The organism is Pseudorhodoferax sp. Leaf265 (assembly GCF_001422365.1).
Lineage (GTDB): Bacteria > Pseudomonadota > Gammaproteobacteria > Burkholderiales > Burkholderiaceae_C > Pseudorhodoferax.
On sequence record NZ_LMMT01000001.1, the window covers coordinates 710,616 to 733,050 of the forward strand.

The 22,435-nt window shown below is 70.6% G+C and carries 22 protein-coding genes; 7 read left to right on the plus strand and 15 right to left on the minus strand.

Features of this window, described 5'->3' with window-relative positions; translation table 11 throughout:
- Window positions 1-4: 4 nt before the first annotated feature.
- On the minus strand, window positions 5-568 hold the full coding sequence (locus ASF45_RS03330; protein ID WP_056656800.1) for a TetR/AcrR family transcriptional regulator: 564 nt from the start codon (window positions 566-568) through the stop codon (window positions 5-7).
- Window positions 569-715: 147 nt separating this feature from the next.
- Here ASF45_RS03330 and ASF45_RS03335 point away from each other — a divergent pair, with 147 nt between their 5' ends.
- Window positions 716-1,390, plus strand: coding sequence for a glutathione S-transferase (locus ASF45_RS03335; RefSeq protein ID WP_056657471.1), 675 nt, complete (start codon window positions 716-718; stop codon window positions 1,388-1,390).
- Here the strand turns inward: ASF45_RS03335 and ASF45_RS03340 are convergent.
- Window positions 1,380-2,069, minus strand: coding sequence for an HAD family phosphatase (locus tag ASF45_RS03340; RefSeq protein WP_056657474.1), 690 nt, complete (start codon window positions 2,067-2,069; stop codon window positions 1,380-1,382). The genes ASF45_RS03335 and ASF45_RS03340 overlap by 11 nt on opposite strands.
- A gap of 118 nt (window positions 2,070-2,187) precedes the next feature.
- Between ASF45_RS03340 and ASF45_RS03345 the strand changes: the two genes are divergently transcribed.
- The 3 genes from ASF45_RS03345 (at window position 2,188) to xth (ending at window position 4,424) form a co-directional block, all read left to right on the plus strand.
- Window positions 2,188-2,460: a metal/formaldehyde-sensitive transcriptional repressor gene (locus tag ASF45_RS03345; RefSeq protein WP_056656803.1), complete on the plus strand. Its 273-nt coding sequence runs from the start codon at window positions 2,188-2,190 to the stop codon at window positions 2,458-2,460.
- Complete coding sequence (gene dmeF, locus ASF45_RS03350) at window positions 2,457-3,422, plus strand: CDF family Co(II)/Ni(II) efflux transporter DmeF (RefSeq protein WP_056656806.1); 966 nt, start codon at window positions 2,457-2,459, stop codon at window positions 3,420-3,422. Before ASF45_RS03345 ends, dmeF begins: the two co-directional genes overlap by 4 nt.
- A gap of 228 nt (window positions 3,423-3,650) precedes the next feature.
- On the plus strand, window positions 3,651-4,424 hold the full coding sequence (gene xth / locus ASF45_RS03355) for an exodeoxyribonuclease III (protein ID WP_056656809.1): 774 nt from the start codon (window positions 3,651-3,653) through the stop codon (window positions 4,422-4,424).
- 138 nt (window positions 4,425-4,562) lie between these two features.
- Here xth and ntrC read toward each other — a convergent pair whose 3' ends face one another.
- The 10 genes from ntrC to ASF45_RS03405 form a co-directional block, all read right to left on the minus strand.
- Window positions 4,563-6,092: a nitrogen regulation protein NR(I) gene (gene ntrC / locus ASF45_RS03360; protein ID WP_056656812.1), complete on the minus strand. Its 1,530-nt coding sequence runs from the start codon at window positions 6,090-6,092 to the stop codon at window positions 4,563-4,565.
- A 50-nt stretch (window positions 6,093-6,142) separates the two neighbouring features.
- A complete protein-coding gene (glnL, locus tag ASF45_RS03365; protein WP_056657477.1) occupies window positions 6,143-7,165 on the minus strand; it encodes a nitrogen regulation protein NR(II) in 1,023 nt (340 codons plus the stop codon).
- A gap of 83 nt (window positions 7,166-7,248) precedes the next feature.
- Complete coding sequence (locus tag ASF45_RS03370) at window positions 7,249-7,740, minus strand: hypothetical protein (protein ID WP_056656814.1); 492 nt, start codon at window positions 7,738-7,740, stop codon at window positions 7,249-7,251.
- A gap of 158 nt (window positions 7,741-7,898) precedes the next feature.
- Entirely contained in the window at window positions 7,899-9,314 is a 1,416-nt protein-coding gene (gene glnA, locus ASF45_RS03375) for a type I glutamate--ammonia ligase (RefSeq protein ID WP_056656818.1), read from the minus strand.
- A gap of 177 nt (window positions 9,315-9,491) precedes the next feature.
- Window positions 9,492-10,367 (minus strand): molybdopterin-binding protein, encoded by an 876-nt coding sequence (locus ASF45_RS03380; protein WP_056656821.1) that lies wholly within the window; start codon window positions 10,365-10,367, stop codon window positions 9,492-9,494.
- Complete coding sequence (locus ASF45_RS03385) at window positions 10,339-11,259, minus strand: EI24 domain-containing protein (protein ID WP_056656824.1); 921 nt, start codon at window positions 11,257-11,259, stop codon at window positions 10,339-10,341. The genes ASF45_RS03380 and ASF45_RS03385 overlap by 29 nt, the downstream gene beginning before the upstream one ends.
- A 21-nt stretch (window positions 11,260-11,280) precedes the next feature.
- On the minus strand, window positions 11,281-12,252 hold the full coding sequence (locus tag ASF45_RS03390) for a sterol desaturase family protein (RefSeq protein WP_056656827.1): 972 nt from the start codon (window positions 12,250-12,252) through the stop codon (window positions 11,281-11,283).
- Window positions 12,240-13,073 carry a polysaccharide deacetylase family protein gene (locus ASF45_RS03395; RefSeq protein ID WP_063887562.1) on the minus strand — a complete coding sequence of 278 codons (834 nt, stop codon included), beginning with the start codon at window positions 13,071-13,073 and terminating at the stop codon, window positions 12,240-12,242. Before ASF45_RS03395 ends, ASF45_RS03390 begins: the two co-directional genes overlap by 13 nt.
- Window positions 13,060-14,046 (minus strand): YncE family protein, encoded by a 987-nt coding sequence (locus ASF45_RS03400; RefSeq protein ID WP_369802095.1) that lies wholly within the window; start codon window positions 14,044-14,046, stop codon window positions 13,060-13,062. The genes ASF45_RS03395 and ASF45_RS03400 overlap by 14 nt, the downstream gene beginning before the upstream one ends.
- Window positions 14,047-14,089: 43 nt before the next feature.
- Window positions 14,090-14,842 carry a 16S rRNA pseudouridine(516) synthase gene (locus ASF45_RS03405; RefSeq protein ID WP_056656833.1) on the minus strand — a complete coding sequence of 251 codons (753 nt, stop codon included), beginning with the start codon at window positions 14,840-14,842 and terminating at the stop codon, window positions 14,090-14,092.
- Window positions 14,843-15,025: 183 nt separating this feature from the next.
- Between ASF45_RS03405 and ASF45_RS03410 the strand changes: the two genes are divergently transcribed.
- The gene (locus ASF45_RS03410) at window positions 15,026-15,367 is read left to right on the plus strand and encodes a hypothetical protein (RefSeq protein WP_156472810.1); all 342 of its coding nucleotides are present in this window, start codon (window positions 15,026-15,028) and stop codon (window positions 15,365-15,367) included.
- 19 nt (window positions 15,368-15,386) lie between these two features.
- Here ASF45_RS03410 and ASF45_RS03415 read toward each other — a convergent pair whose 3' ends face one another.
- Window positions 15,387-16,205 (minus strand): hypothetical protein, encoded by an 819-nt coding sequence (locus ASF45_RS03415; RefSeq protein WP_056656839.1) that lies wholly within the window; start codon window positions 16,203-16,205, stop codon window positions 15,387-15,389.
- Between the two features lie 8 nt (window positions 16,206-16,213).
- On the minus strand, window positions 16,214-17,119 hold the full coding sequence (locus tag ASF45_RS03420; protein WP_082550774.1) for an alpha/beta fold hydrolase: 906 nt from the start codon (window positions 17,117-17,119) through the stop codon (window positions 16,214-16,216).
- Window positions 17,120-17,276: 157 nt separating this feature from the next.
- On the opposite strand from ASF45_RS03420, the gene ASF45_RS03425 reads away from it, so the two are divergent.
- Both ASF45_RS03425 and ASF45_RS03430 read left to right on the plus strand, forming a co-directional pair.
- Entirely contained in the window at window positions 17,277-18,368 is a 1,092-nt protein-coding gene (locus ASF45_RS03425) for an SMP-30/gluconolactonase/LRE family protein (protein ID WP_156472811.1), read from the plus strand.
- 176 nt (window positions 18,369-18,544) lie between these two features.
- Window positions 18,545-19,507, plus strand: coding sequence for an alpha/beta fold hydrolase (locus ASF45_RS03430; protein WP_200932098.1), 963 nt, complete (start codon window positions 18,545-18,547; stop codon window positions 19,505-19,507).
- 54 nt (window positions 19,508-19,561) lie between these two features.
- Here ASF45_RS03430 and ASF45_RS03435 read toward each other — a convergent pair whose 3' ends face one another.
- Window positions 19,562-22,420, minus strand: a complete 2,859-nt coding sequence (locus tag ASF45_RS03435) for a winged helix-turn-helix domain-containing protein (protein WP_162243953.1) — start codon at window positions 22,418-22,420, stop codon at window positions 19,562-19,564.
- Window positions 22,421-22,435 lie beyond the last annotated feature (15 nt).

Consider the following 22,435-nt stretch of genomic DNA (forward strand, 5'->3'; position numbering starts at 1 on the left):
CCGCTCACGCCGGTAGCAGCCCGGCCGCGCGGTAACTGCCGACCAGCGCGTCGTACAACGCGAGGTCCGAGCGGCTCCTGGCGACCAACTGCGCGCCGGCGATGGCAGCGAAGATGGCGCGCGCCCGGGATTCGCCGTCCTCCGGACGGACCAGCGCGCCGGCCACGAGCAGCTTGGCCAGCCACGCCACGTTGACGTCCGTGAAGGTCTGCACCTGCGTCCTCACGGCCTCGGGCAGGTCGTCGTATTCGGCGGCCATGTAGCTGCACAGGCACATGCGGTTGCCGGTTTCGAGCGCCTTGCGGAACACCTCGGGATAGCGGGCCAGGCACCGGGCCGGGTCCGGCGTATCGGCCCACATGGCGTCCAGCGTGGCCGCGGTGTCTTCCCAGTAGCGCTGGGCCACGGCCGCGCCGAGGTCGGCCTTGGTCGGGAAGTGGTAGTGGATGCTCGCACTCTTGATGCCCACGTCCTGCGCGAGATCGCGGAAGTTCAGCCCGCTGTAGCCGTGCGCCTGCGCCGTCCGCTTGGCAGCGGCCAGGATGTCCTCTCGCGCGTTCGAAGCCATGTCGGCACTCCTTTTCCCTCAATTATCTACCAAGTGATAGATAGTTCTTGACGCGCCCAGGTGCGCCATCTAGGATCTACCTATCAATTGATAGGCAAACACATGAACACTTTGACCAACCCTGCGGATGCTGCGCCGCGAAGCACCATGAAGGTCCACGACTGGCACACCGGCCCCTATCCGGCCCGCGTCCGGATCGCACTGGCAGAAAAGAACCTCCAGTCACGCGTGCGCTTCGTCTCGGTCGATCTCTGGAAAGGCGAGCACAAGCAGCCGGGCTTTCTGGCCTTGAACTACTCGGGCACGCTGCCGGTGCTCGAACTCGAGGACGGCAGCTGCATCGCCGAATGCACCGCCATCACGCAATACCTGGATGCACTGGACGGCACGCCCACGCTGACAGGCACGACGCCACGCGAGCAGGGCTTCATCCACATGATGAACAAGCGCGCCGAGATCGAGCTGCTCGACGCGGTGAGCGTGTACTTCCACCACGGCACGCCAGGGCTCGGGCCCGATGTCGAGCTGTACCAGAACGCCGAATGGGGATTGCGCCAGCGCGACAAGGCCGTGCGGGGCATGCGCTACTTCGACACGGTGCTCCACCAGCAGCCGTTCGTGGCCGTCGACCGCTTTTCGATGGCCGACATCGCCGTCATCGGCGGACTGATCTTTGCGGAACTGGTGCAGCTGCCCATCCCCGCGGACTGCGCGGCGCTGCGCGCGTGGTGGGCCGACATGCAGCAGCGGCCCAGCGTGAGGGACCGGGTGGCGATGTCCGCGCCGGCCAGGGCGCCAGAACCGGTTGCCGCTACGCGCTGAGCGATTCGATGATGGCCCAGCCCCGGCTGTCGGCGACCTGCCGCAGCGCGGCGCTGGGGCGCACGGCCACGGGCCGGCTCACGGCTTCGAGCAAGGGCAGATCGTTCACCGAATCGCCGTAGAAGCTGACCGACGCGAAATCGTCCAGGCGCAGGTCCTGCCCAGCCAGCCAGGCGTGGACGCGGTCCACCTTGCCCGCGTGGAAGGACGGGATGCCCAGGATGCGGCCCGTGACGCGCCCCGCGTCGGCCCGCTCCAGCTGCACGGCCAGCACATGCGCTATGCCGAAGGCTTCCGCGATGGGGGCGGCCAGGAATTCGTTCGTGCCCGTGACCAGCGCCACCAGGTCGCCGGCCGCCTGGTGCTGCGCCACGAGGCGCCGCGCCGCATCGGGAATGGCAGGCACGATGACGTCGGCCACGAAGGCGGCCCGGACCTCCAGCTGCTCGTGCTCGGCCCGGTCGCGCCAGGCGGCGGTAGAGAAGTCGATGAAGCGGTGCAGGTCGAGCCGGCCCAGGTGGTGGTCTTCGAGGAAGGCGGCATTGCGGGCCTGCCAGGCCACGGCATCGACCCAGCCCAGGCGGGCCAGGAAGCGGCCGAAGGCCTGGTTGGTGTCCAGCGGCAGCAAGGTGCCATCCAGGTCGAACAGGGCCAGGTGGCGGCGGTCGTCGGGGTGCATGTCCATGCGCCTGATTGTCCGTGCCCTCGGCCCACGACCGCGTGCGCAGCACGGCTGCCGTCCCCGGGCGCCTCGCCTGGTTAATATAGTCCCCTACACTATTTTCTGGAACCGACCCATGTCCCACACGCTGCGCCAGAAGGACAAGCTGCTCGCCCGCGTGCGCCGCATCAAGGGCCAGATGGAGGGCATCGAACGCGCGCTGGAGGGTGGTTCGGCCTGTGGCGAAGTGCTGCGCCAACTGGCCTCGGCCCGCGGCGCGATGGCCGGGCTCACGGCCGAACTGATGGCCGACCACCTGCAGGAACACGTGGTCGAGGCCGCGACCGAGGCCGACCGGCGCGCGGGCGGCCAGGAGATGCTGGACGTCATCCGGAGCTACATGAAATGAGCACACCCTTCCAGGCCCCGCACGCCCACGTCTACCTGGGCCGCGACCACCGGCGCAACGAGCGCCGGGTCTGGTGGGTCATCGCGCTCACGGCCGCCATGATGGGCGTGGAGATCGTCGCCGGCACGGTCTACGGCTCCATGGCGCTGGTGGCCGATGGCTGGCACATGTCCACCCACGCGGGTGCCATGCTGATCACCGCGCTGGCCTACCGCTATGCGCGGCGCAACGCGGGCAACCCGCGCTTCGCGTTCGGCACGGGCAAGCTCGGCGACCTCGCGGCCTTTGCCAGCGCCGTGGTGCTGGGCCTGATCGCGCTGCTGATCGGCTGGGAGAGCCTGCTGCGCCTGGCCCGGCCCGTGCCAATCGATTTCACGCAGGCCATCGCCGTGGCCACGGCCGGTCTGGCCGTGAACCTGGCCTGCGCCTGGCTGCTGCGCGAGGACCACGGGCACCGGCACCAGGGGCATGGACACCACCACGACCACGGCCACGACCACGGCCACGACCACGACGAGCACGAGGCCGGCGCCCGCGACAACAACCTGCGCGCTGCCTACATGCACGTGCTGGCCGACGCGCTGACCTCGGTGCTGGCCATCGTGGCCCTGGTGCTGGGCCGCAGCCAGGGCTGGCTCTGGGCCGATCCGGCCATGGGCGTGGTCGGTGCGCTCGTGATCGCGCGCTGGTCCTGGGGGCTGGTGCGCGACGCGGGCAGCGTGCTGCTGGACGCGCCCGCGCAGGGGCCGCAGGTGGGCGAGGAGATCCGCCACGCGCTGGCATCCACGGGCGATCGCATCGAGGACCTGCATGTCTGGCAGGTCGGGCCTGGCCACTTCGCGGCCATCGTGTCCATCGCCTCGGCCGCGCCACAGGACGCACCGGCCTACAAGGCGTTGCTGGCGCCCATCCACGAACTCTCGCACGTGACCGTGGAAACGCAGCGCCTGCCTGCGGTCTAGCTCTGAACCACCGCGCCAGCGGCACCAGCTGGCCGGATGCCGGGAAGCAAGCTCGACAAGGGCGCCGTGCTGCGTGGCGGACTAAAGCGCCGGCGTCATCCCGACTCGCACCGCTTTGCCGACCCGCCATCGGCCTGCAGGCCGGCATGGCGCGCGGTGCGCCGCCGCCGCCGCGGAGAGGACGCAAAAAGGAGTTCAAATCGCGTGTTCCACCGAACGAGGACACCGATGCGCATTGCCACCTGGAACGTCAACTCCCTGACCGCCCGCCTGAACCATGTCCTGGCCTGGCTGGCCGCCAATCCCGTGGACGTGCTGTGCCTGCAGGAACTCAAGATGACCGACGACAAGTTCCCGCTCGACGCGCTGCGCGAGGTGGGCTACGAATCCGCCATCTTCGGCCAGAAGACCTACAACGGCGTGGCCATCCTCTCGCGCACGCCAGTGCGCGAGGTCGTGAAGAACATCGTCGGCTTCGACGACGAACACGCGCGCGTGATCGCTGGCACGGTGGACGGACCGACCGGCCCGATCCGCGTCGTCAATGGCTACTTCGTCAACGGCCAGGCGCTGGACTCGGACAAGTTCGTCTACAAGATGAACTGGCTGACCGGCCTGCAGGCCTACCTGCGCGCCGAACTGGCGGCGCACCCGCAGCTGGTGCTGCTGGGCGACTTCAACATCACGCCCGACGACCGCGACACCTACGACCCCGTGGGCCTGGCCGGCACCATCCACCACAGCGAGCAGGAGCGCGCCCACTTCCAGGCACTGCTGGACCTGGGCCTGACCGACAGCTTCCGCATGTTCGAGCAGCCGCCCAAGAGCTTCAGCTGGTGGGACTACCGCATGCTGGGCTACCAGAAGAACCGCGGCCTGCGCATCGACCACATCCTCGTGAGCGCGGCGGTCACGCCGCAGGTGAAGAGCTGCACGATCGACCGCGTGCCGCGCAAATGGGAGAAGCCCAGCGACCACGCGCCCGTGGTGCTGGAAATTTGACCACCCCCGGTCTTCGCGCTTCGCGCTCCGCCACCCCCTTCCAGGGGGCGCCGACAGCGGCCTGGCCTGCTCCGCGGCCTTGGGCACCGCGGCATGCGGCCGTCCGCCAGGACTGCCGTTGCCGCGCTGCACGAAGCCTTATTCCAGGCCCAGTTCCTGGATCTTGCGCGTGATGGTGTTGCGGCCGATGCCGAGCTTCTGCGCGGCCTCGATGCGGCGCCCGCGCGTGTTGTTCAGCGCGGTCAGGATCAGCTTGGACTCGAAGCGGCGCGTGAGCACGTCCCACACGTCGTGGCGGTCGGCGGCCAGCAAGGCCAGGGCCTCGGCCTCCAGGCCGCGCTCCCAGGTCGGGACGGCGCCGTCCGGCGGCGCCAGCGGGTCGGACACGGACAGCGGCTCGCCAGGCAGGGCCTCGACCAGGGGGCTGCTCGCCACGGGCTCCGGCGCCTCGTAGCCGACCACGGGCCGCGGTGCCTGCGCGGGCACAGCGGCGGGCGCGGCGGCCGCCGTCAGCACCTCGGGCGGCAGGTCCTTGGCCTCGATGACCTGGGAAGGCGCCATCACCGTGAGCCAGTGGCACACGTTCTCGAGCTGGCGCACATTGCCCGGGAAGTTGAACAGGCCCAGCTGGGCCAGCGCGGCGTCCGAGATGCGCTTGGGCTCCACGCCCAGCTGCGCGGCGCTTTGCTGCAGGAAATGCCGCGTGAGCATGGGCACGTCTTCCTTGCGCTCGCGCAGCGCCGGCAGGCGCAGGCGGATCACGTTCAGGCGGTGGAACAAGTCCTCGCGGAACACGCCTTCGCGCACACGCTGCTCCAGGTCCTGGTGCGTCGCGGCGATCACGCGCACATGGGCCTTGACGGCGTTGTGCCCGCCCACGCGGTAGAAGTGGCCGTCCGACAGCACGCGCAGCAGGCGCGTCTGCAGGTCGAATGGCATGTCGCCGATCTCGTCGAGGAACAGCGTGCCGCCCTCGGCCTGCTCGAAGCGCCCGCGCCGCATGGTCTGCGCGCCCGTGAAGGCGCCGCGCTCGTGGCCGAACAGCTCGGACTCCAGCAGGTCCTTGGGAATGGCGGCCGTGTTGATCGCCACGAAGGGGCCGTTGGCGCGCGGCGAATGCTTGTGCAGCGCGCGCGCCACGAGCTCCTTGCCCGAGCCGGACTCGCCCGTGATCATGACCGTGACGTTGCTCTGGCTGAGCCGGCCGATGGCGCGGAACACGTCCTGCATGGCCGGGGCCTGGCCCAGCATCTCGGGCGCGGCGGCCATGCGCTCTTCGGACACTTCCTCGCGCTGGCTTTCCTCCACGGCGCGGCGGATCAGCTCCACCGCCTTGGGCAGGTCGAAGGGCTTGGGCAGGTACTCGAAAGCGCCGCCCTGGAAGGCCGAGACGGCGCTGTCCAGGTCGGAGAAGGCGGTCATGATGATGACCGGCAGGCCCGGGTGCATCTCCTTGACCTTGCCCAGCAGGTCCAGGCCGGAGCCACCCGGCATGCGGATGTCGCTGACCAGGATCTGCGGCCCGTCCTCGTCGCTGGCGCCCTCCAGGGCGGCCAGCACTTCGCGTGGATTCGTGAAACTGCGCGTGGGCAGGTTCTCGCGCAACAGCGCTTTCTCCAGCACGAAGCGGATGGATTGGTCGTCGTCTACTATCCAGATCGGCTTCATCGTCCTCGTCACCTCGGGTCGGCCCGCCTTGGATACCACGAGCGACGCGCTCAGGGCAGCGGGATCAATAGCTTGAAATCGGTTCGGCCAGGGCTGCTTTCACACTCGATCAGGCCATGGTGCTGTTGCACGAAGGTCTGCGCGAGCGTGAGCCCCAGTCCCGATCCCCCATCACGACCCGACACCAGCGGGTAGAAGATGCGGCTCTTGATCGACTCCGGGACCCCTGGTCCGTTGTCGATGACATGCAATTCCAGTGCCAGTCGATAGCGCTGCTTACCAAAGGTAACCTGCCGGGCCACGCGCGTGCGCAAGGTGATCTCGGCATCGCCCGCAGCCACGCGTTCGGCCAGCGCCTGGGCCGCGTTGTGCGTGATGTTGAGCAGGGCCTGGATCAGCTGCTCGCGGTCGCCGCGGAACTCGGGGATGGAGGTGTCGTAGTCGCGCACGACTTTCAGGCCGCGCGGGAACTCGGCCACGATCAGCGAGCGCACGCGTTCGCAGACCTCGTGGATGTTCACGTCGCCCACCACGTGCGGACGCCGGTGCGGCGCCAGCAGCCGGTCCACCAGGCTCTGCAGCCGGTCGGCCTCGTGGATGATGACCTGCGTGTACTCGATCAGGTCGCGCGAATCGATCTCCATCTCGAGCAGCTGCGCCGCGCCGCGGATGCCGCCCAGCGGGTTCTTGATCTCGTGCGCGAGGTTGCGGATCAACTCCTTGTTGGCCTGGGCCTGGTCGATCAGGCGCTCCTCGCGGTCCTGGCGCGCCTGCTGCTCCAGCGGCAGCAGCTCGATGATGATTTCGCCGGGCTCTTCGGCCGGCGCCACGATCACGTGCACGGGCAGCGGCTCGTAGGTGGCGCGCTTGAGGAAGGCGTCGTAGCGCAGTGCCGCGAACTCGTTGCTCTGCGCGCCGTCGAGCGCGTTCTGCACCAGGTGCGGCTCGGTGAAGAAGTCGGCGAAGGACGAGCCTTCGATGGTCCGGCGCGAGAAGCCCAGCGCGTCCTCGAGCGCGGCGTTGGCGAACAGCACCGTGCCGTCGGCACGCAGCACAGTGACCAGCGTGGCCAGCAGGTCGAAGGTGTGGTACCGCGCGCTCGTGGCGGGCGACACGGGCCGCACGGGCCGGGTTTTGTTGGTCGGGCGGGTCGGACTCATGGGGCGGCCGGCAGGCGTGCGATCTCGCGCTTGATGCCGGCGATGTCGCTGTCGTTGCGGGCGATGGCGGCCTTCATCTCGGCCACGCGGTCCAGGTAGCGCTGGTGGTTGCGCGCCTCGCCGCCCACCTTGTCGGGCTCGCCATTGTTGTAGTCCTTGAGCAGCTCGGCCTGGCGCGCCTCGGCCTTCTTCAGCTCGGCCTCCAGGATGCGGCGCGACTCGGCATCGCGCGTGCGCTGCGCGCTGTCGTCGCTGCGCGGCGCGGTCGCGGCCGGCGCGCGCACCGGGCCGCTCGTGGCGCCGGGGCGCGGCTTGGGGCCTTCGATGACCGTCACGTTGCCGCCTTCCACCAGCTTGCAGCCGCGCTGCTGCGCATCGCGCGCATCGCGGATGTTGTTGGTGTACTCGTTGCCGCAGCGGTAGACCTGGGCCCAGGCAGCGGGCGCGAGCATCGCGGAACAGAGGGCAAGAACGATGGCAGTCTTCATGCGTCGAATGGGAGGGGTCCTGTCGGAACGGTCGCAGCGCATGGTAGCGCGCGCCCCCGATGGCCCTGGCCGCGTGCCCCATGAAAAAAGGACGGCCGAAGCCGTCCTTTGCTGAGACCGCGCCAGCCGCCACAAGTTGCGGCGGACCGGCATGTGGCTTACAGCGAGTAGTACATGTCGAACTCGACCGGGTGCGGCGCCATGCGGAAGCGCGTCACTTCGGTCATCTTGAGCTCGATGTAGGCATCGATCATGGAGTCGGTGAACACGCCGCCCTTGGTCAGGAAGCTGCGGCCCTTGTCGAGGTACTCCAGGGCCTGGTCCAGGCTGTGGCAGACGGTGGGGACCAGCTTGTCCTCTTCCGGCGGCAGGTGGTACAGGTCCTTGGTGGCGGCTTCGCCCGGGTGGATCTTGTTTTCCACGCCGTCCAGGCCGGCCATCATCAGGGCCGAGAAGCACAGGTAGGGGTTGGCCGACGGATCGGGGAAACGCGCCTCGATGCGGCGGCCCTTGGGGTTCGCCACGTACGGGATGCGGATCGAGGCCGAGCGGTTCTTGGCCGAGTAGGCCAGCTTGACCGGGGCTTCGAAGCCGGGCACCAGGCGCTTGTAGCTGTTGGTGCCGGGGTTGGTGATGGCGTTCAGCGCGCGGGCGTGCTTGATGATGCCGCCGATGTAGTACAGCGCGAAGTCCGACAGGCCGGCGTAGCCGTCACCGGCGAACAGGTTCTTGCCGTCCTTCCAGATGGACTGGTGGACGTGCATGCCCGAGCCGTTGTCGCCGGCGTAGGGCTTGGGCATGAAGGTCGCCGTCTTGCCATAGCTGTTGGCCACGTTCCAGACCACGTACTTCAGGACCTGGGTCCAGTCGGCACGCTCGACCAGCGTGGAGAACTTGGTGCCGATCTCGTTCTGGCCGGCGCCCGCCACTTCGTGGTGGAACACTTCGACCGGGATGCCCAGCGATTCGAGGATCAGCGACATCTCGGCGCGCATGTCCTGCGTGCTGTCGACCGGGGGCACCGGGAAGTAGCCGCCCTTGACGGTGGGACGGTGGCCGCGGTTGCCGCCTTCGAGCTTGGAACCGCTGTTCCAGGGGGCTTCGTACTCTTCGATCTCGCTGAACACGCGGCCGGGCTCGTTGCTCCAGCGCACGCCGTCGAAGATGAAGAATTCGGGTTCCGGTCCGAAGTACGCCGTGTCGCCCAGGCCGGAGGCCTTCAGGTAGGCCTCGGCGCGCTTGGCGATGGAACGCGGGTCGCGGTCATAGGCCTTGCCGTCGCCCGGCTCGATCACGTCGCACTGCAGGAACAGCGTGGTTTCTTCGAAGAAGGGGTCGATGTTGGCCGTGGCCGGGTCGGGCATGAGCTGCATGTCCGAGGCTTCGATGCCCTTCCAACCCGCGACCGAGGAGCCGTCGAATGCATGGCCCGACGTGAACTTGTCTTCGTCGAAGTGGGACACCGGCACGGTCACGTGCTGCTCCTTGCCACGGGTGTCGGTGAAGCGGAAGTCGACGAACTTGACTTCGTTCTCCTTCACCATTTTCATCACGTCTGCGACGGTCTTGGCCATCAAAAAGCTCCTGAGGGTTGGTTGGGGTCTACAGAAAAGACGGGGATTCGGACGCAGGTTCCGTGCCAAATGGGCGCGCACCAAAACCGGCCGATCCGCGCAGTTCCATGTGCGAAAGGTCCGCGTAGACGGGCCTGCATCCTACAGCGCACGCGCGCAAACAGTGGCGTTTTCGCACTATTTTGGTGCAATCTCTTGGATTCCCCAAAATGATGCCTCAGAACGCACCAATTCAGGCCCAAGTGGCAGGGCCTGCGCACGCAGGTCCTGCAGCAGCTCGGCATAGGCTGGCGTGGCGACCGCGGGATCGCCCTTCACGCCGAGCTCGATATGGCGGCCATGCTCGGGATGGTCGACGCTGGGCAGGCTGAACACCTTGACCCCGGCATGGTTGCGCTCGATGCGTTCCATGAGCGGCACCAGGGCCGACTCCATGGCGCCATAGACGATGACCGAGCGCTCGACCCAGGCCGCGCGCCGCTGCAGCGCCGCGTAGTGCGTGTCCAGCACCCATTCGATCATCGGCCAGGCCATCACCGGGAAACCCGGCACGAAGTGCACATGGCCCAGGCTGAAGCCGGCGATCTTGTTGTAGGGGTTGGGGATGATGGCCGCGCCCTCGGGGAACACGCCCATGTTGAGCCGGTGCTGGTTGTCCGCCCGGTCGGGCTCGTAGGGCAGTCCCTGCTCGCGCGCGACGTCCTGCATGCGCTCGCGGATCAGGGCCGCGGCCTCGGGGTGCAGCACCAGCGGGCGGCCCAGCGCCGCGCCGGCGCACTGGCGCGTGTGGTCGTCCGGCGTGGCGCCGATGCCGCCGCAGGAGAACACCAGGTCGCCCGAGGCGAAGGCGCGCGCCAGCGTGGCCGTGATGCGCTCCGGCGCATCGCCCACGTAATCGGCATAGGCCAGCTGCATGCCGCGCGCGGACAGCAGCTCGATGACCTTGGCCATGTGCTTGTCGGCGCGCTTGCCCGAGAGGATCTCGTCGCCGACGATGACCAGGCCGACCGCCGTCGGCAGGGTCTCAGGGAGGGGGGAGTGGCGTGGGGGCATAGGGACGGGAGGGTGAAGAACTGCCATCGCCCTGCTCCACGAGCACGGCGCTCGGGGCGGGCCAGGCGGCATCGGCCGGTGCCACCTGCACGCTGGCGGCCTTGGCACGCATGGCTTCCAGCGCGGCCAGCGCATAGTGCGTGAACCACAGGGCGGAGAAGGCGAACACCAGTGTGTAGAGCCAGACCGAGACCGGCACCAGCACCGGAGCCAGCACCACGGTCAGCGCACCCCAGGCCCAGACCAGCGCCGGCGCGGCGCCCAGGTAGCCGGTCAGCACGCCAAGGGTCAGCAGCGTGAAGCGGTGCTCGCGCATGAGCTCGGTGCGCTCGGCCTTGCTGGCGTGATCGGCCAGCACGTCGTAGGACATCACGCGGTAGGTCAGCCAGCCCCAGATCAGCGGCGGCAGCACCAGCACCAGCGGCGGCACCAGCCACAGCGGGATCGACAGCACCAGCACCACCAGCGCGGCCACGGTTGCCCACAGCGCGCCGAACAGGCTGCCGAAGAAGGAGCCACCATGGCGCTTGTCCAGCTGCGGGAAGCGCCGGTCGCCGACCAGCGCCACCACCGAAGGCGTGACCAGCCCGGCCACCAGCAGCAGCGACAACACCACCACCAGCGGCGTGACCAGCGCGACCAGCAGCAGCGGTGCGACGGCGGCCTGCACGCCGCCGAAGCCCAGGCCCTGCAACCAGCCCATGACGGTGCCGAACAGCGGCCAGCCGTGCAGCCAGGCCCGCATCCAGGCCACGGCCGGCTCCCAGAAGAAGTAACCCAGGCCCAGCGAGAGCACCGCCATCAGCACCAGCGGCAGGACCGACAGGGCGATGACGCGCGGATGCAGGCAGTACGCCGCCGCGCGCCAGAAGGAATCCATGAGCAGACGCATGGCTTGAGGATACCCCGGCGTTCAGGCGCGCCCGACCAGGCGCAGCACACCCAGCCATTGCTGGCGCCAGAAGCCGTGGCCGTAGTCGCGCAGGCCGCCCGGGCCGGGTTCGACCTGGTCGCGGATGCCGGTGGGGTCGTAGCGCACTGTGAAGTCGGCACTGCGCAGCAGCATGTCCCACCAGGGCAGCAGCACGCCGAAATTGACACCGCCCAGGCGACTTGGCTGCTGCTGCGACTCATGGCCGATGCCGATGCTGTGGTGCCGCCGGTGGAAGCGCGGGCTCACCCACAGCCGCTCGCCGACGCGGCCGAACCACAGCCGCAGGTTGGCATGGTGGAAGTTTTCGGACAGCTGCGTCAGCGCCACGATGGCGACGAACTGGCCCGGGCCCACGCCGATCAGCTGCGCCACCACGACCAGGATGGCGTCGCGCAGCACATCGTCGAGCAGGTGGTTGCGGTTGTCGCTCCACATCGTCATCTGGCGCTGCGAATGGTGCAGCGCGTGCAGGTTCCACCACCACTGGAAGCGGTGCTGGCCGCGGTGGATGCAGTAGTCGGCGAAGTCGAACACCAGGAGGTACAGCACGAAGCTGACCCAGGCCACGTCGGTCACGCCGGGCCACAGCCCGTCCAGGTGCCAGGTCGACAGGCCCTGCACGCGCAGCCAGCCGAACACATCGTCCATCCACGGTTCCAGCGTGAAGAACAGCGTCAAGCGGAACAGGCCCAGCCGGTGCACCAGCGTGTAGAGGATGTCGGTGCGGATGGCGGCGCGGTCGGTCACCGGCTCCACGGGCCGCCAGCGCTGCAGCGGGCCGATCACGAGCAGCATGGCGGCGATCTGCAGCAGGCCGACCAGCAGCCAGCCGGTGGCCGTGAAGGCGTCCTCCAGCCAGCCGCCCAGGCCCATGGCGAACACCACCGGCTGCACCAGCGACTCGAACAGCCACTGCTGCGCCGTGCCGAACAGGTCGGTCAGCGACTCCATGGCGGGTCGTCCCTGTGCGCGGCGATCCAGCGCTGGTAATCGGGGTGGTCGCGCAGCGTGGCGAAGCACATGCCCTTGGCCTTGAGTCCCTCGATCAGCGGCTCCAGCACGGCCGGCGCCCAGGGGTCCTTGCGCGACCAGATCCCCAGATGGGCCACGAGGATCTGGCCGGGCCGGATGTCGCGCAGCGCCTTGGCCAGCAGGTCGGCGTTGGGATAGCGCTCGCTGGGCAACTCGTCGCCCAGAAAGCCGGCCGGCGCCCAGCCCACGTGGGCGTAGCCGCAACCGCGCGCCACCGACAGCAGCGTGGGCGAAGTGCGCCCGCCCGGCGCGCGGAACAGCGGCAGCGGCGGCTGGCCGGTGATGTCCTGCAGCCGGCGCGCGGCGCGGCCGATCTCCTCGCAGTACTGCGCGGCCGTGAACAGCCGGGTCTGGCCGATGTTGGGACCGGCCGAGGCGCGGATGCGAAAGCGCGCCGTGCCGTCGCGGCCGGGCGGCACGTCGGCGCTCCAGTAGACATGGTCGTAGGTGTGCGAAGCGAAGGCATGGCCCTCCTGCGCACGCGCGCGCCACCAGGCGGCCCAATCGTCGCCCAGGCTGCCGTCGCCCTGCTGCGTGGCCTCGTTGGCGGCGAAGAAGGTCACGCGCACATCCTGGCGCTTGAGCACCTCGGCGACCAGCGGGGCCACGCCCATGTGGCCGGTGTCCAGCGTCAGGTAGACCGGCCGCGTGCAGTTGGCGGCGGCCTGGCCCGTCAGCACCAGCGCGACGGCGGCCGCGATGGCCTTGCGCAAACAGGGGCCACGCTCAGCGCATGGCATGGTCCAGGGTCCAGACGCCATGGGGCGAACGGCCGACCTTGACCTGCTGCACGAGCTTGCCGGTCTGCAGGTCGAGCACGCTGAGCTTGCGCGCCCAGCGCGAGGTGAAGTACAGCAGCCTGCCGTCGGCCGACAGGTCCATGCAATCGGGCCCGCCGGGCGCGACGTAGCTGGCCACGGCCTCCAGGCTGTGCAGGTCGATCTTGCTGATGGTGTTGGCGACACGGTTGCTGACGAAGACATGGCGCCCGTCGCCCGCACTGCGAAAGGCATGGGCGCCGTTGCCTGTCTTGATCAGTTTGGCGGCGCGGGGTTCCTTGCCCGAGATGTCGAACACCTGCACGCCATCGGCGCCGGTCAGGCCGACCAGCAGGCTCTTGCCGTCCGGCGTGCCGAACACGTCGGCCGGCATCTTGCCGGTGGGCACCTGCCAGCGGATCTGCTGCGTGGCCAAGTCCACCGCGATCAGCTCGTCGCTGTCCTGCACCGACACGTAGGCCGTGGTGCTGCGCGCGTCGATCCAGATGTGGCTGGGCGTCTTGCCCGTCTGCAGCCGGCGCGCCAGCTGCAGGTCCTGGCCGTTCCAGCGGTACAGGTCGACATGGTTGAGCCGGTTGGCGGCGATGACCAGCCACTTCATGTCGGGCGAGAAGCGCAGGTGGTAGGGGTCGACGATGCCCGGCACCACCTTCTGCACCTCGGCCGTGCGCGGGTCGATGAAGGTCAGCGTGTCGCTCAGCGCATTGGCGACGATCACCGATTTCTCGTCCGGCGTCATGTAGAGGTGGTGTGGCTCCTTGCCGGTGGCGATGCGGCGCGTTTCCTGCCAGCTGACCGGGTCGATCACGCTGACGGAAGCGTCCAGGGAGTTCAGCACGAAGACCGGGGCGCGCTGCGCCTGGGCCGCCAATGGGGACAGCACGGCCAGCGCGAGCAGCGCGGCGCCGAGCCGAAGCAGGAACGAGAATTTCACGACACCCTTTGCACGGAGCGCGCAGTGTAGCGCTGCGGCCCTGTCAGCCAGCCGTCAGCGCGGCCAGGTCCGCGGCACGCAGCCAGCGCCACTGGCCGGGCGCGAGGTCGGCGGGCAGCTCCAGCGCGCCGATGCGCGAACGGTGCAGGCCTTCGACGCGGTTGCCCACGGCGGCCAGCATGCGCTTGACCTGGTGGTATTTGCCGCTGGTGAGCGTCAGGCGCAGGTGGCGCGCGGCGCCGTCGGCATCGACGATCTCGGCCGCCGCGGCCTGCACCGGGCGCGGGTCGTCGTCCAGCACCACGCCGCGCAGCAGCGCCTCGACTTGCTTGGCATCCAGTGCGTGCTTGGCCTGCACCTCGTAGACCTTGGGCGCCAGCTTCTTGGGCGAGGTCATGCGGTGCAGGAACTGGCCATCGTCGCTGAGCAGCAGCATGCCGGTGGTGTCCTGGTCGAGCCGGCCGACGGCCTGCACGCCCTGCAGCGCACTCTTCTGCGGGCGCTGGCGCAGCGGCGCGGGCAGCAGCGTGTAGACGCTGGGGTACGACGAGGGCTTGTGCGAGCACTCGGTGCCGGCCGGCTTGTGCAGCAGCACGTAGGCCTTCTCGAAGTACTCCCAGTCCTGGCCCTGCACGCGAAAGCGCAGGCCTTCGGGTTCGAAGTCCGCGGCCGATTCGGTGCAGGGAAGGAAGACGCCGTCGGCGCCCGCCACGGCCACATGGCCCTGCTGAACCAGCCCGGCGCAGACGCGCCGCGTGCCGAAGCCTTGTGAAAAGAGGATGTCCTGCAGCTGCATGGGTGGACGGGCCGCGCACGGCCCGCAAAAACGGCCGCAGATGATACCGGCAGGCACGCGCCCTCCCGCCAATGGCCTAGGCCCACCCCATCCACCCGGTGGTTGGCGTGGCGACGGTCCGCGCCGAGCATGCTTGCACTGCCAGAACGTCTCTGCAGTGCATCCCCTCGACTGGAGTTCACCATGCAACGATTCGCCGTATTGATCGCGGGCGCCCTGGCCGCGCAGGCCCTGAGCCCGGCCGCCCTGGCGCAGGAGCAGGGCCCTGCCCTGGCGCCGCCACCGGCCTACCAGAAGGCCTCGCCCGAGGACAAGGCCGCGGGCAAGGCCCAGCGCCGGCAGGAAGGCCGCGCCGCCGTGAAGGCCGGCAGCATCACCGGCGAAGGCACACCGCCGCCCGCGGCGCAGGCCAAGGTCCCGCGCGAACAGCGCCAGCAAGCCCGCGCGCAGCGCAAGGCCGAGACCGCGCGCGCGGCCCGGGCCGGCGAACTGCAGGCCTCGGGCGAGGTCGGCCCGTCCAAGTGAGGGCCGCGGCGCGATTTGCTCAGGGCCCCAGGCCCAGCTCGCGCCGCTTGTTCGCGAGGTAGCTGGCCTTGTCCAGCTCGTGCAGCTGGCGCGGGTAGCGCTCGGTGGCGTCGAACCAGTGCTCCAGCCGCGCCAGCGCACGCCCGGCCGGCGGCAGCGCCGCCGTCTGCAGCCAGGCCTCGACCGCGAGGTAGTAGCGCACCACGGTGCGCTCGACCACGCCGCGCAGCCCGCCGACCAGCTCCTGCGGACCGCCGCCAGGCCGGGCCGAGAAGCCCACCTTGTCGCGCCCCAGCGTCGCCAGGTAGGTGCGCAGCAGCATGCGCGACGCAGGGCTGAAGCGGCAGGCGTATTCCAGGCCCAGCGTGCAGCCGCCGCCGGGCGCCGGCGCCAGCTGCAGCAGCACGGCGTAGTCGGTGGTGCCGAACGGTCCCTGCGCCGCATGCAGGCGCACGCCCAGCCGCTGGTCCGAGCGCTCCTGGCGCTGCCACTGCAGCACCAGGGCGTGCGCCCTGTCGGCCGGCTGGTCGTGCTTGCGCGCGATCGCCAGCGCCAGGGCGGGGCCCTGCGGCCCCTGCTGCAGGCGGCAGGCCTTGTTGTTGAGGTGCAGCATCAGGATCTCGCACCAGACCTGCGGCGCGGACAGCGCCTCCGCGGCCGGGCCGTAGGCGAACGGCACGACCGCCTGGACCGCCCCCTGGAGGTCGCCGGTCTCGCTGGACGCCAGCCGCAGCGGCAGATCGGGCCCGGCCGCCCGCACGCCGCGCGGCAGGCTGCCCCACAGCAGCGCGCCGGCGACCAGCCCGCGGCGCGCCGGATCGGGAGCTGTGCGCTGCATGGCCGGACTCAGCGCAGAAAGCGCAGCACGTCCCCGCCGAAGCGCTCGGGGTACTGGAACAGGAAGCCGTGGCCCGCATCCGGGTAGAGCACCAGCGTGGCGTCGGGCAAGGCCTGCGCCATCGCATAGGAGGCATAGGTCGCCACCATGGTGTCGTGCCGGCCGTTGGCGACCAGCACCGGCTGGCGCACCGCGCCCAGCCGCGGCAGCAGCGAGGCCGCCGGGTCCTGCAGCGCCAGAGCCGACGCCAGCTGCGCCTGCCAGGCTGCGGTCTCGACCTGGCGGACGAAGGCATCGGGCCGCTGCCGCAGCCGCGCCAGGTAGTCGCGCCCGGCCTGCTGGCTGGTGGGGGTGGGCTCGAAGAACAGGAACAGGAAGTCCTCGTCGGAATTCACCGGCCTGGTCGCCACCTGCCATACCGCGGGGCTGCCGACGTCCGGGTCGTGCGGCAGGCCGGGCACATGGCCGGGGCCGGAGCCGGCGACCACCGCGCGGCGCACCAGCGCCGGGTGGTCCAGCAACAGCTGCAGCGCGACGGTTCCGCCCATGGAGAAGCCCAGCAGGTCGAGTTCGGCGATGCCCAGTGCCTGCGCGAAGGCGGCGGCATTCGCCGCGAAGGCGGCCACGCTGTCGGGCGGCGTGCCCTGCGAGCGCGCGAAGCCCGGCTGGTCGAACACCAGCACGCGGCGCTCGGCTGCCAGCACCGCGAGCAGCGCGGGGTCCCAGTGGTCCATGGTGCCGCGGAAGCGGTTCAGCAGCAGCAGCGGCAGGCCGTGCTCCGGGCCGAGCGCACGGTAGGCGATCAGGTCGCCGTGCACGCGGACGGTGTGGGTCGCTGCCCGCGCAGCGGACCCGGCCGCCGCCGGCTCGGCGACGGCGGCGCACAGGGGGGACGGAAGGCGAAGAAGCGGCATGGCAAGGCTCCGGTGGCGGCAAGTGCTGGCATCTTCGGGACGGCGCACGCGCCTGCCATCCCCCGAGGGACCTAGGTGCAGGCCCTGCCGAATGGCGATTCCGCCGACGCCGGGCGCTCCTACAACCAGAGCCTCCTCTCTCCGCCAAGGCCCCACCATGCGTCCTCACCCGTTCCGATCCCTGACCGCCCTCGTGGCCTGCGTCGCAGTGCTGGCCTGCAGCGCCCCGCAGGCCCAGTCGCAGCGCCTGGAGCACTGGGAGGTTGAACGCTTCGTCCTGCTGCCCGCCGACGTGCGCCACCCCGAGGGCCTGGCGGCCGACGCTGCATCGGGCCAGCTCTACGTCGGCACCTTCGACGCGCGCATGCCGGCCTCCGCGCGCAACAACCAGTTGCTGCGCTATGCGGCGGACGGCCGGCTGCTGGCGCAGCGCAGCTTCGGCGAGACGCCGCTGACGGGCCTGGCAGCCGCGGCCGGCAAGCTCTATGTGCTGAACTTCGGCGCCGGACGCCTGCAGCGCATCGCGCTGGACTTCGATGCCGTCACGCCCATCGAGGACGTCGCACGCTTCGAGGCCCTGGTGCCCGCGGCGCCCGCACCGCGCCGCGTCGACAACCCGGACGGCAGCCACGACACCGTGGTCTTCGGCGCGGCCGGCTTCCCGGCCATCAACGGCATGGTGTTCGACCGTGCCGGCAACCTCTATGTCACCGACTCGTTCCAGGGCGCCGTCTACCGCATCGCGCAGGCCACGCACTGCGCGCCCTGTACGGTCAGCACGCTGCTGCGCGATCCGCTGCTGGCCACGGCCGGCGCCCTGCCCTTCGGCGCCAACGGCCTGGCGCTGAACGCGGACGAGAGCGTGCTCTACATCAACAACGCTGGCGACGGGCGCGTGCTGCGCCTGCCCCTGCGCGGCGGGCCGCTGGCGGTGCTGGCCGAGGGCCTCTACGGCGCCGACGGCCTGCAGTTCCACGACGGCCGGCTGTGGGTCGTGGCCAACCAGATCGACACCGTGCTCGCGCTCGACGAGGCCGGCCGCGTGCGCGGGCGCGCCGGCCAGTTCCTGGGCATCGCCGCCGATGGCGCGCCCGAGGGGCTGCTGTTTCCGGCCAGCACGGCCGTGCTGGGCGACTGGATGTTCGTGACCAACCTGGCGCTGCCGCTGACCGCCCGCACGGGCGACGAATGGGAGGAGCAGGTGCAGCGCTGGTCGCTGTCGCGCTTTCGGCTGCCGGGCCGCCGGTAGCTCTCTCCAAAGGGCCGGGCGCGCACCACCCCTTGCAGCGCCGGCGACCTCCCCCCAAGGCGCCGCAGCGCCCCCACTCCGGCGCGGGATGCCGCGCAACGCACCCCGGCCGACCATGGCGGCGTGCCATGCACTGGCGCACACCGCTCCCGCCGCTTTCCTCGAAAGGATCTTCGATGTCCACCTTGTCCCCCGCCACCGCGCCTTCCTCCCGGCGCCAGGTACTGCTCGCCGGTGCGGCCTCGGCCGCGCTGGCCCTGCCCGCCCGCTCCCGATCCATCCACCACCCCACCCAAGGAACCCAAGCCATGAGCACCATCACCACCCAGGACGGCACCCAGATCTACTACAAGGACTGGGGCCCCAAGGACGGCAAGGTCGTCTCCTTCAGCCACGGCTGGCCGCTCAGCGCCGACGCCTGGGAGGCGCAGATGTACCACCTGGCCTCGCACGGCTTTCGCTGCATCGCGCACGACCGCCGCGGCCACGGCCGCTCCAGCCAGCCCTGGAACGGCAACGAGATGGACACCTACGCCGACGACCTGCACGCCTTGTTCACGCAGCTGGACATCCGCGGCGCCATGATGGTGGGCCACTCCACGGGCGGCGGCGAGGTGGCGCGCTACATCGGCCGCCACGGCAGCGGCCGCGTGGCCAAGGCCGTGCTGATGGGCGCGGTGCCGCCCATCATGCTGAAGTCGGCCAACAACCCGGTCGGCCTGCCGATGGAGGTCTTCGACGGCTTCCGCACCGCCTACCTGGCCGACCGCGCGCAGTTCTTCCTGGACGTCGCAACCGGCCCCTTCTTCAACTTCAACCGCCCCGGCGCCAAGGTCTCCGAGGGCCTGATCCGCAGCTGGTGGACGCAGGGCATGATGTCCGGCCACAAGAACGCCTACGACTGCATCAAGGCCTTCAGCGAGACCGACTTCACCGAGGACTTGAAGCGCTTCGACGTGCCCACCCTGATCATCCACGGCGACGACGACCAGATCGTGCCGATCCAGGGCGCGGCCCTGCTGTCGGCCAAGCTCGTCAAGGGCGCCGAGCTCAAGGTCTACCAGGGCGGCAGCCACAGCCTGGGCGACACCGCCAAGGAGCGGCTCAACGCGGATCTGCTGGCGTTCGCGCGCGCGTGATGCAGCACGCTGCCTCGGGCGCGAAAACGCTGGTGCGGATGCCGCAGAGGCCAGTCAACGCGCCACAAGGCGGCCGAGCAGTGCGCGCGCCCGGCGCACGTCGGCCGTGCCGGCGCCGCCCTGCACCCGTCCCAGCAGCTCGGCCAGCTCGGCGCGGACGCACGCTGCGTCGCGGCACAGGTCCAGTTCGAGCACCGTGGTGCGCGCCCGCAGCTCCCAGGCCAGGGCGCCCTGGCCGGCCGCCAGCGCGATGGCCGCGGACAGCATCTCGGCCGCGCGCGCACGCGACAGCTCGCCCGCCGCCAGGGCGCGCATGGCCTGGGCGCGCCGCACCTCCGGCGCGCACCAGCGCACCAGGTCGTGCGCCGCGCGGCGCAGCACCGTGGGACCGACCAGATCCACATGCAGCGTCGCCAGCACGTCGATCTGGCCCACCTGCAGGCCGGCCTGCTCCGGATCGAAGGGCGGCGGCGCACCGGCCTGCACCTGCATCGCGGCGCGGTACACCCTGGGCCAGGATTGCCAGAACACCAGGCCGTGCTCGCGGCTGCATTCGTCCAGCTCTTCCACATAGGCGCTGGCCGCCACCGCGTTGCCGCACCACAGCGCCACCGGGCAGGCCGCGAAGGCCAGCGCATAGGCCAGCGACAGTGCGTGGTCCACGGCCTTGGCAGCCTCCACCGCTTCCTGTGCCAGGCGCATCGCTTCGTCGGGCCGGCCGCGCAACCACAGGATGCGCGCCAGGTGCGTGAGCGAAGCCGGCCGGTGCTCGAACTGGTAGCCGTTGCCGCGCGTGTAGCGCACGGCTTCGGCCAACGGGTGCAGCGCCTGCTCCGCATGCTGCTGCGCAGGCACCTGCTGGCCCAGGAAGTGCAGACACACGGCCCGCATGCGGTGATGGATGTAGGCCAGCTGCGGATCGGCTGCGCGCTGCGCGGCCTGCCCGTAAGCCTCGGTGTCGTCCAGCGCGCCGGCGTACTCGCCGCGCAGCAAGCGCGTGCCGTAGCGCACCCACAACGCGCGCAGCTCGTCGCCCGGGCTGGCCAGTGCGCGCGCGATCTCCAGGCTGCGCTCCAGCGCCTGCAAGGCCTCGGGTGCGCCGCCGCGCAGCGCCACCGTGGCCTGCGCGAACTCCAGCGAGAGCTGCATCTCCAGCGTGCCGCCGCTGTCCTGCGGCGGTAGCCGCTCCAGCGCCAGCGCCAGCCGGCCCTGGTACTCCTTGACCAGCCACAGGCCGAACCACAGCGCCGGCGACTCGGCCACCAGCCGCGCCCCCAGGTGCGCGTCGCCGTGCGCACCGAAGGCCCAGGCCAGCGCCGCCCGCATGTCGTCCACCAGGCGGCCGTGGCGGTCGCGCCAGCGCCGCGGCAGCAGCGTGTCCAGTTCGGCGGCCGCGGTGGCCACGGCCGCGAGACAGTACAGGCAGTGGCGCCGACCGATGTCGGCATGGTCGTTGTCGGCCTGCAGCAGTTCGCGCGCGTAGCTGCGCGTGGTCTCCAGCAGCCGGTAGTGCACGCCATCGTCGGACGCATCCGCCACCACCAGGGACTTGTGCACCAGGCCCATCACGGCCCGGGCCACGCTCTGCTCGTCCGACTGCGCCACGCGCTCGGCCGCCTGCAGGCTGAAGCGGTCGCGGAACACCGACAGCCGCCGCAGCACGCGCTGCTCCGGCGCGGCCAGCAGCTGGTGGCTCCACTCCAGCGTGGCGCGCAGCGTCTGGTGCCGCGGCAAGGCGGTGCGCAGACCCAGCGTGGGCAGCGAGAGATGGTCGTCCAGCTTCTCCAGCAAGCCCGCCAGGCCGAAGAAGCCGACCTGCGCGGCCACCAGCTCGATGGCCAGCGGCATGCCGTCCAGGCGCCTGCAGGCCGAGGTGATGGCGGCCGCGTCGGCGTCGCCGAAGCTGATGCCGTCCAGGCTGGCTGCGGCGCGCTCGACGAACAGCTCGAAGGCGGGATAGGCCAGCGATTGCGCATAGTCCAGCCCCTCGTCCGGCGGCGGGGTCTGCAACGAGCCCAGCCGCTGCACCCATTCACCGCGCGCCCGCAGCGGCTCGCGGCTGGTGGCCAGCACCTGCACCTGGCGCGCACCGGCCAGCAGCATCTCGACGAAGCGCGCGGCGTCGGCCACCAGGTGCTCGCAGTTGTCCAGCACCACCAGCAGCCGGCGGTTGGCCAGCCAGGCCAGCAGGTCGCGGAACGGGTCCTCGGTGCGCAGCGGCACGCCCAGCGCGGTCGCCAGCGCGCTGGGAATCAGGCTGCCATCGGCCAGCGCGCCGAGGTCGACGAAGCGCACGCCGTCGGCCTGCTGCGCGCGCAGCCGATCGGCCGCCGCCAGCGCCACCGTGGTCTTGCCCATGCCGCCCGGGCCGACCAGCGTGACCAGGCGGCGCTCGGCCAGGGCACCGCAGACGGCGGCGATGGCCTCGTCGCGGCCGATCACACGCGTCAGCGGCGCCGGCAGCGCGCTGGGCTCCTGCGCGGCGTCCTGCAGCGCCGGCCCCTGGGTCTCCGGCCGGGCCGCCAGCCGCACGACCGGCACCACCAGGCAGTAGCCGCGCATGGGCACGTTGGTGATGAAGCGCGCCCCCGACTGCCCCTCGCCCAGGGCCTTGCGCAGGGCCGTCATGTGCACGCGCAGCGCACCCTCTTCCACCACAGCGCTGGGCCAGACGCGGCGCATCAGGGCGTCCTTGCCGACGATCTCGCCGGCCTGCTCGACCAGCGCCACCAGGATGTCCATGGCGCGGCTGCCCAGCCGCACCGGTTCGCCCGCCTGCAGCAGCGCACGCCGGGCCGGGCTGAGCACAAAGGGGCCGAAGCGGTATTCCGCCGACGCCCCATCCGGGCCATGGCGCACCGCAGCGGCACGGCCGGCGGGGGCCGCTTCGAGGGGGCAAGGCAGGTGGGCCATGGTGCGTGGCAAGCC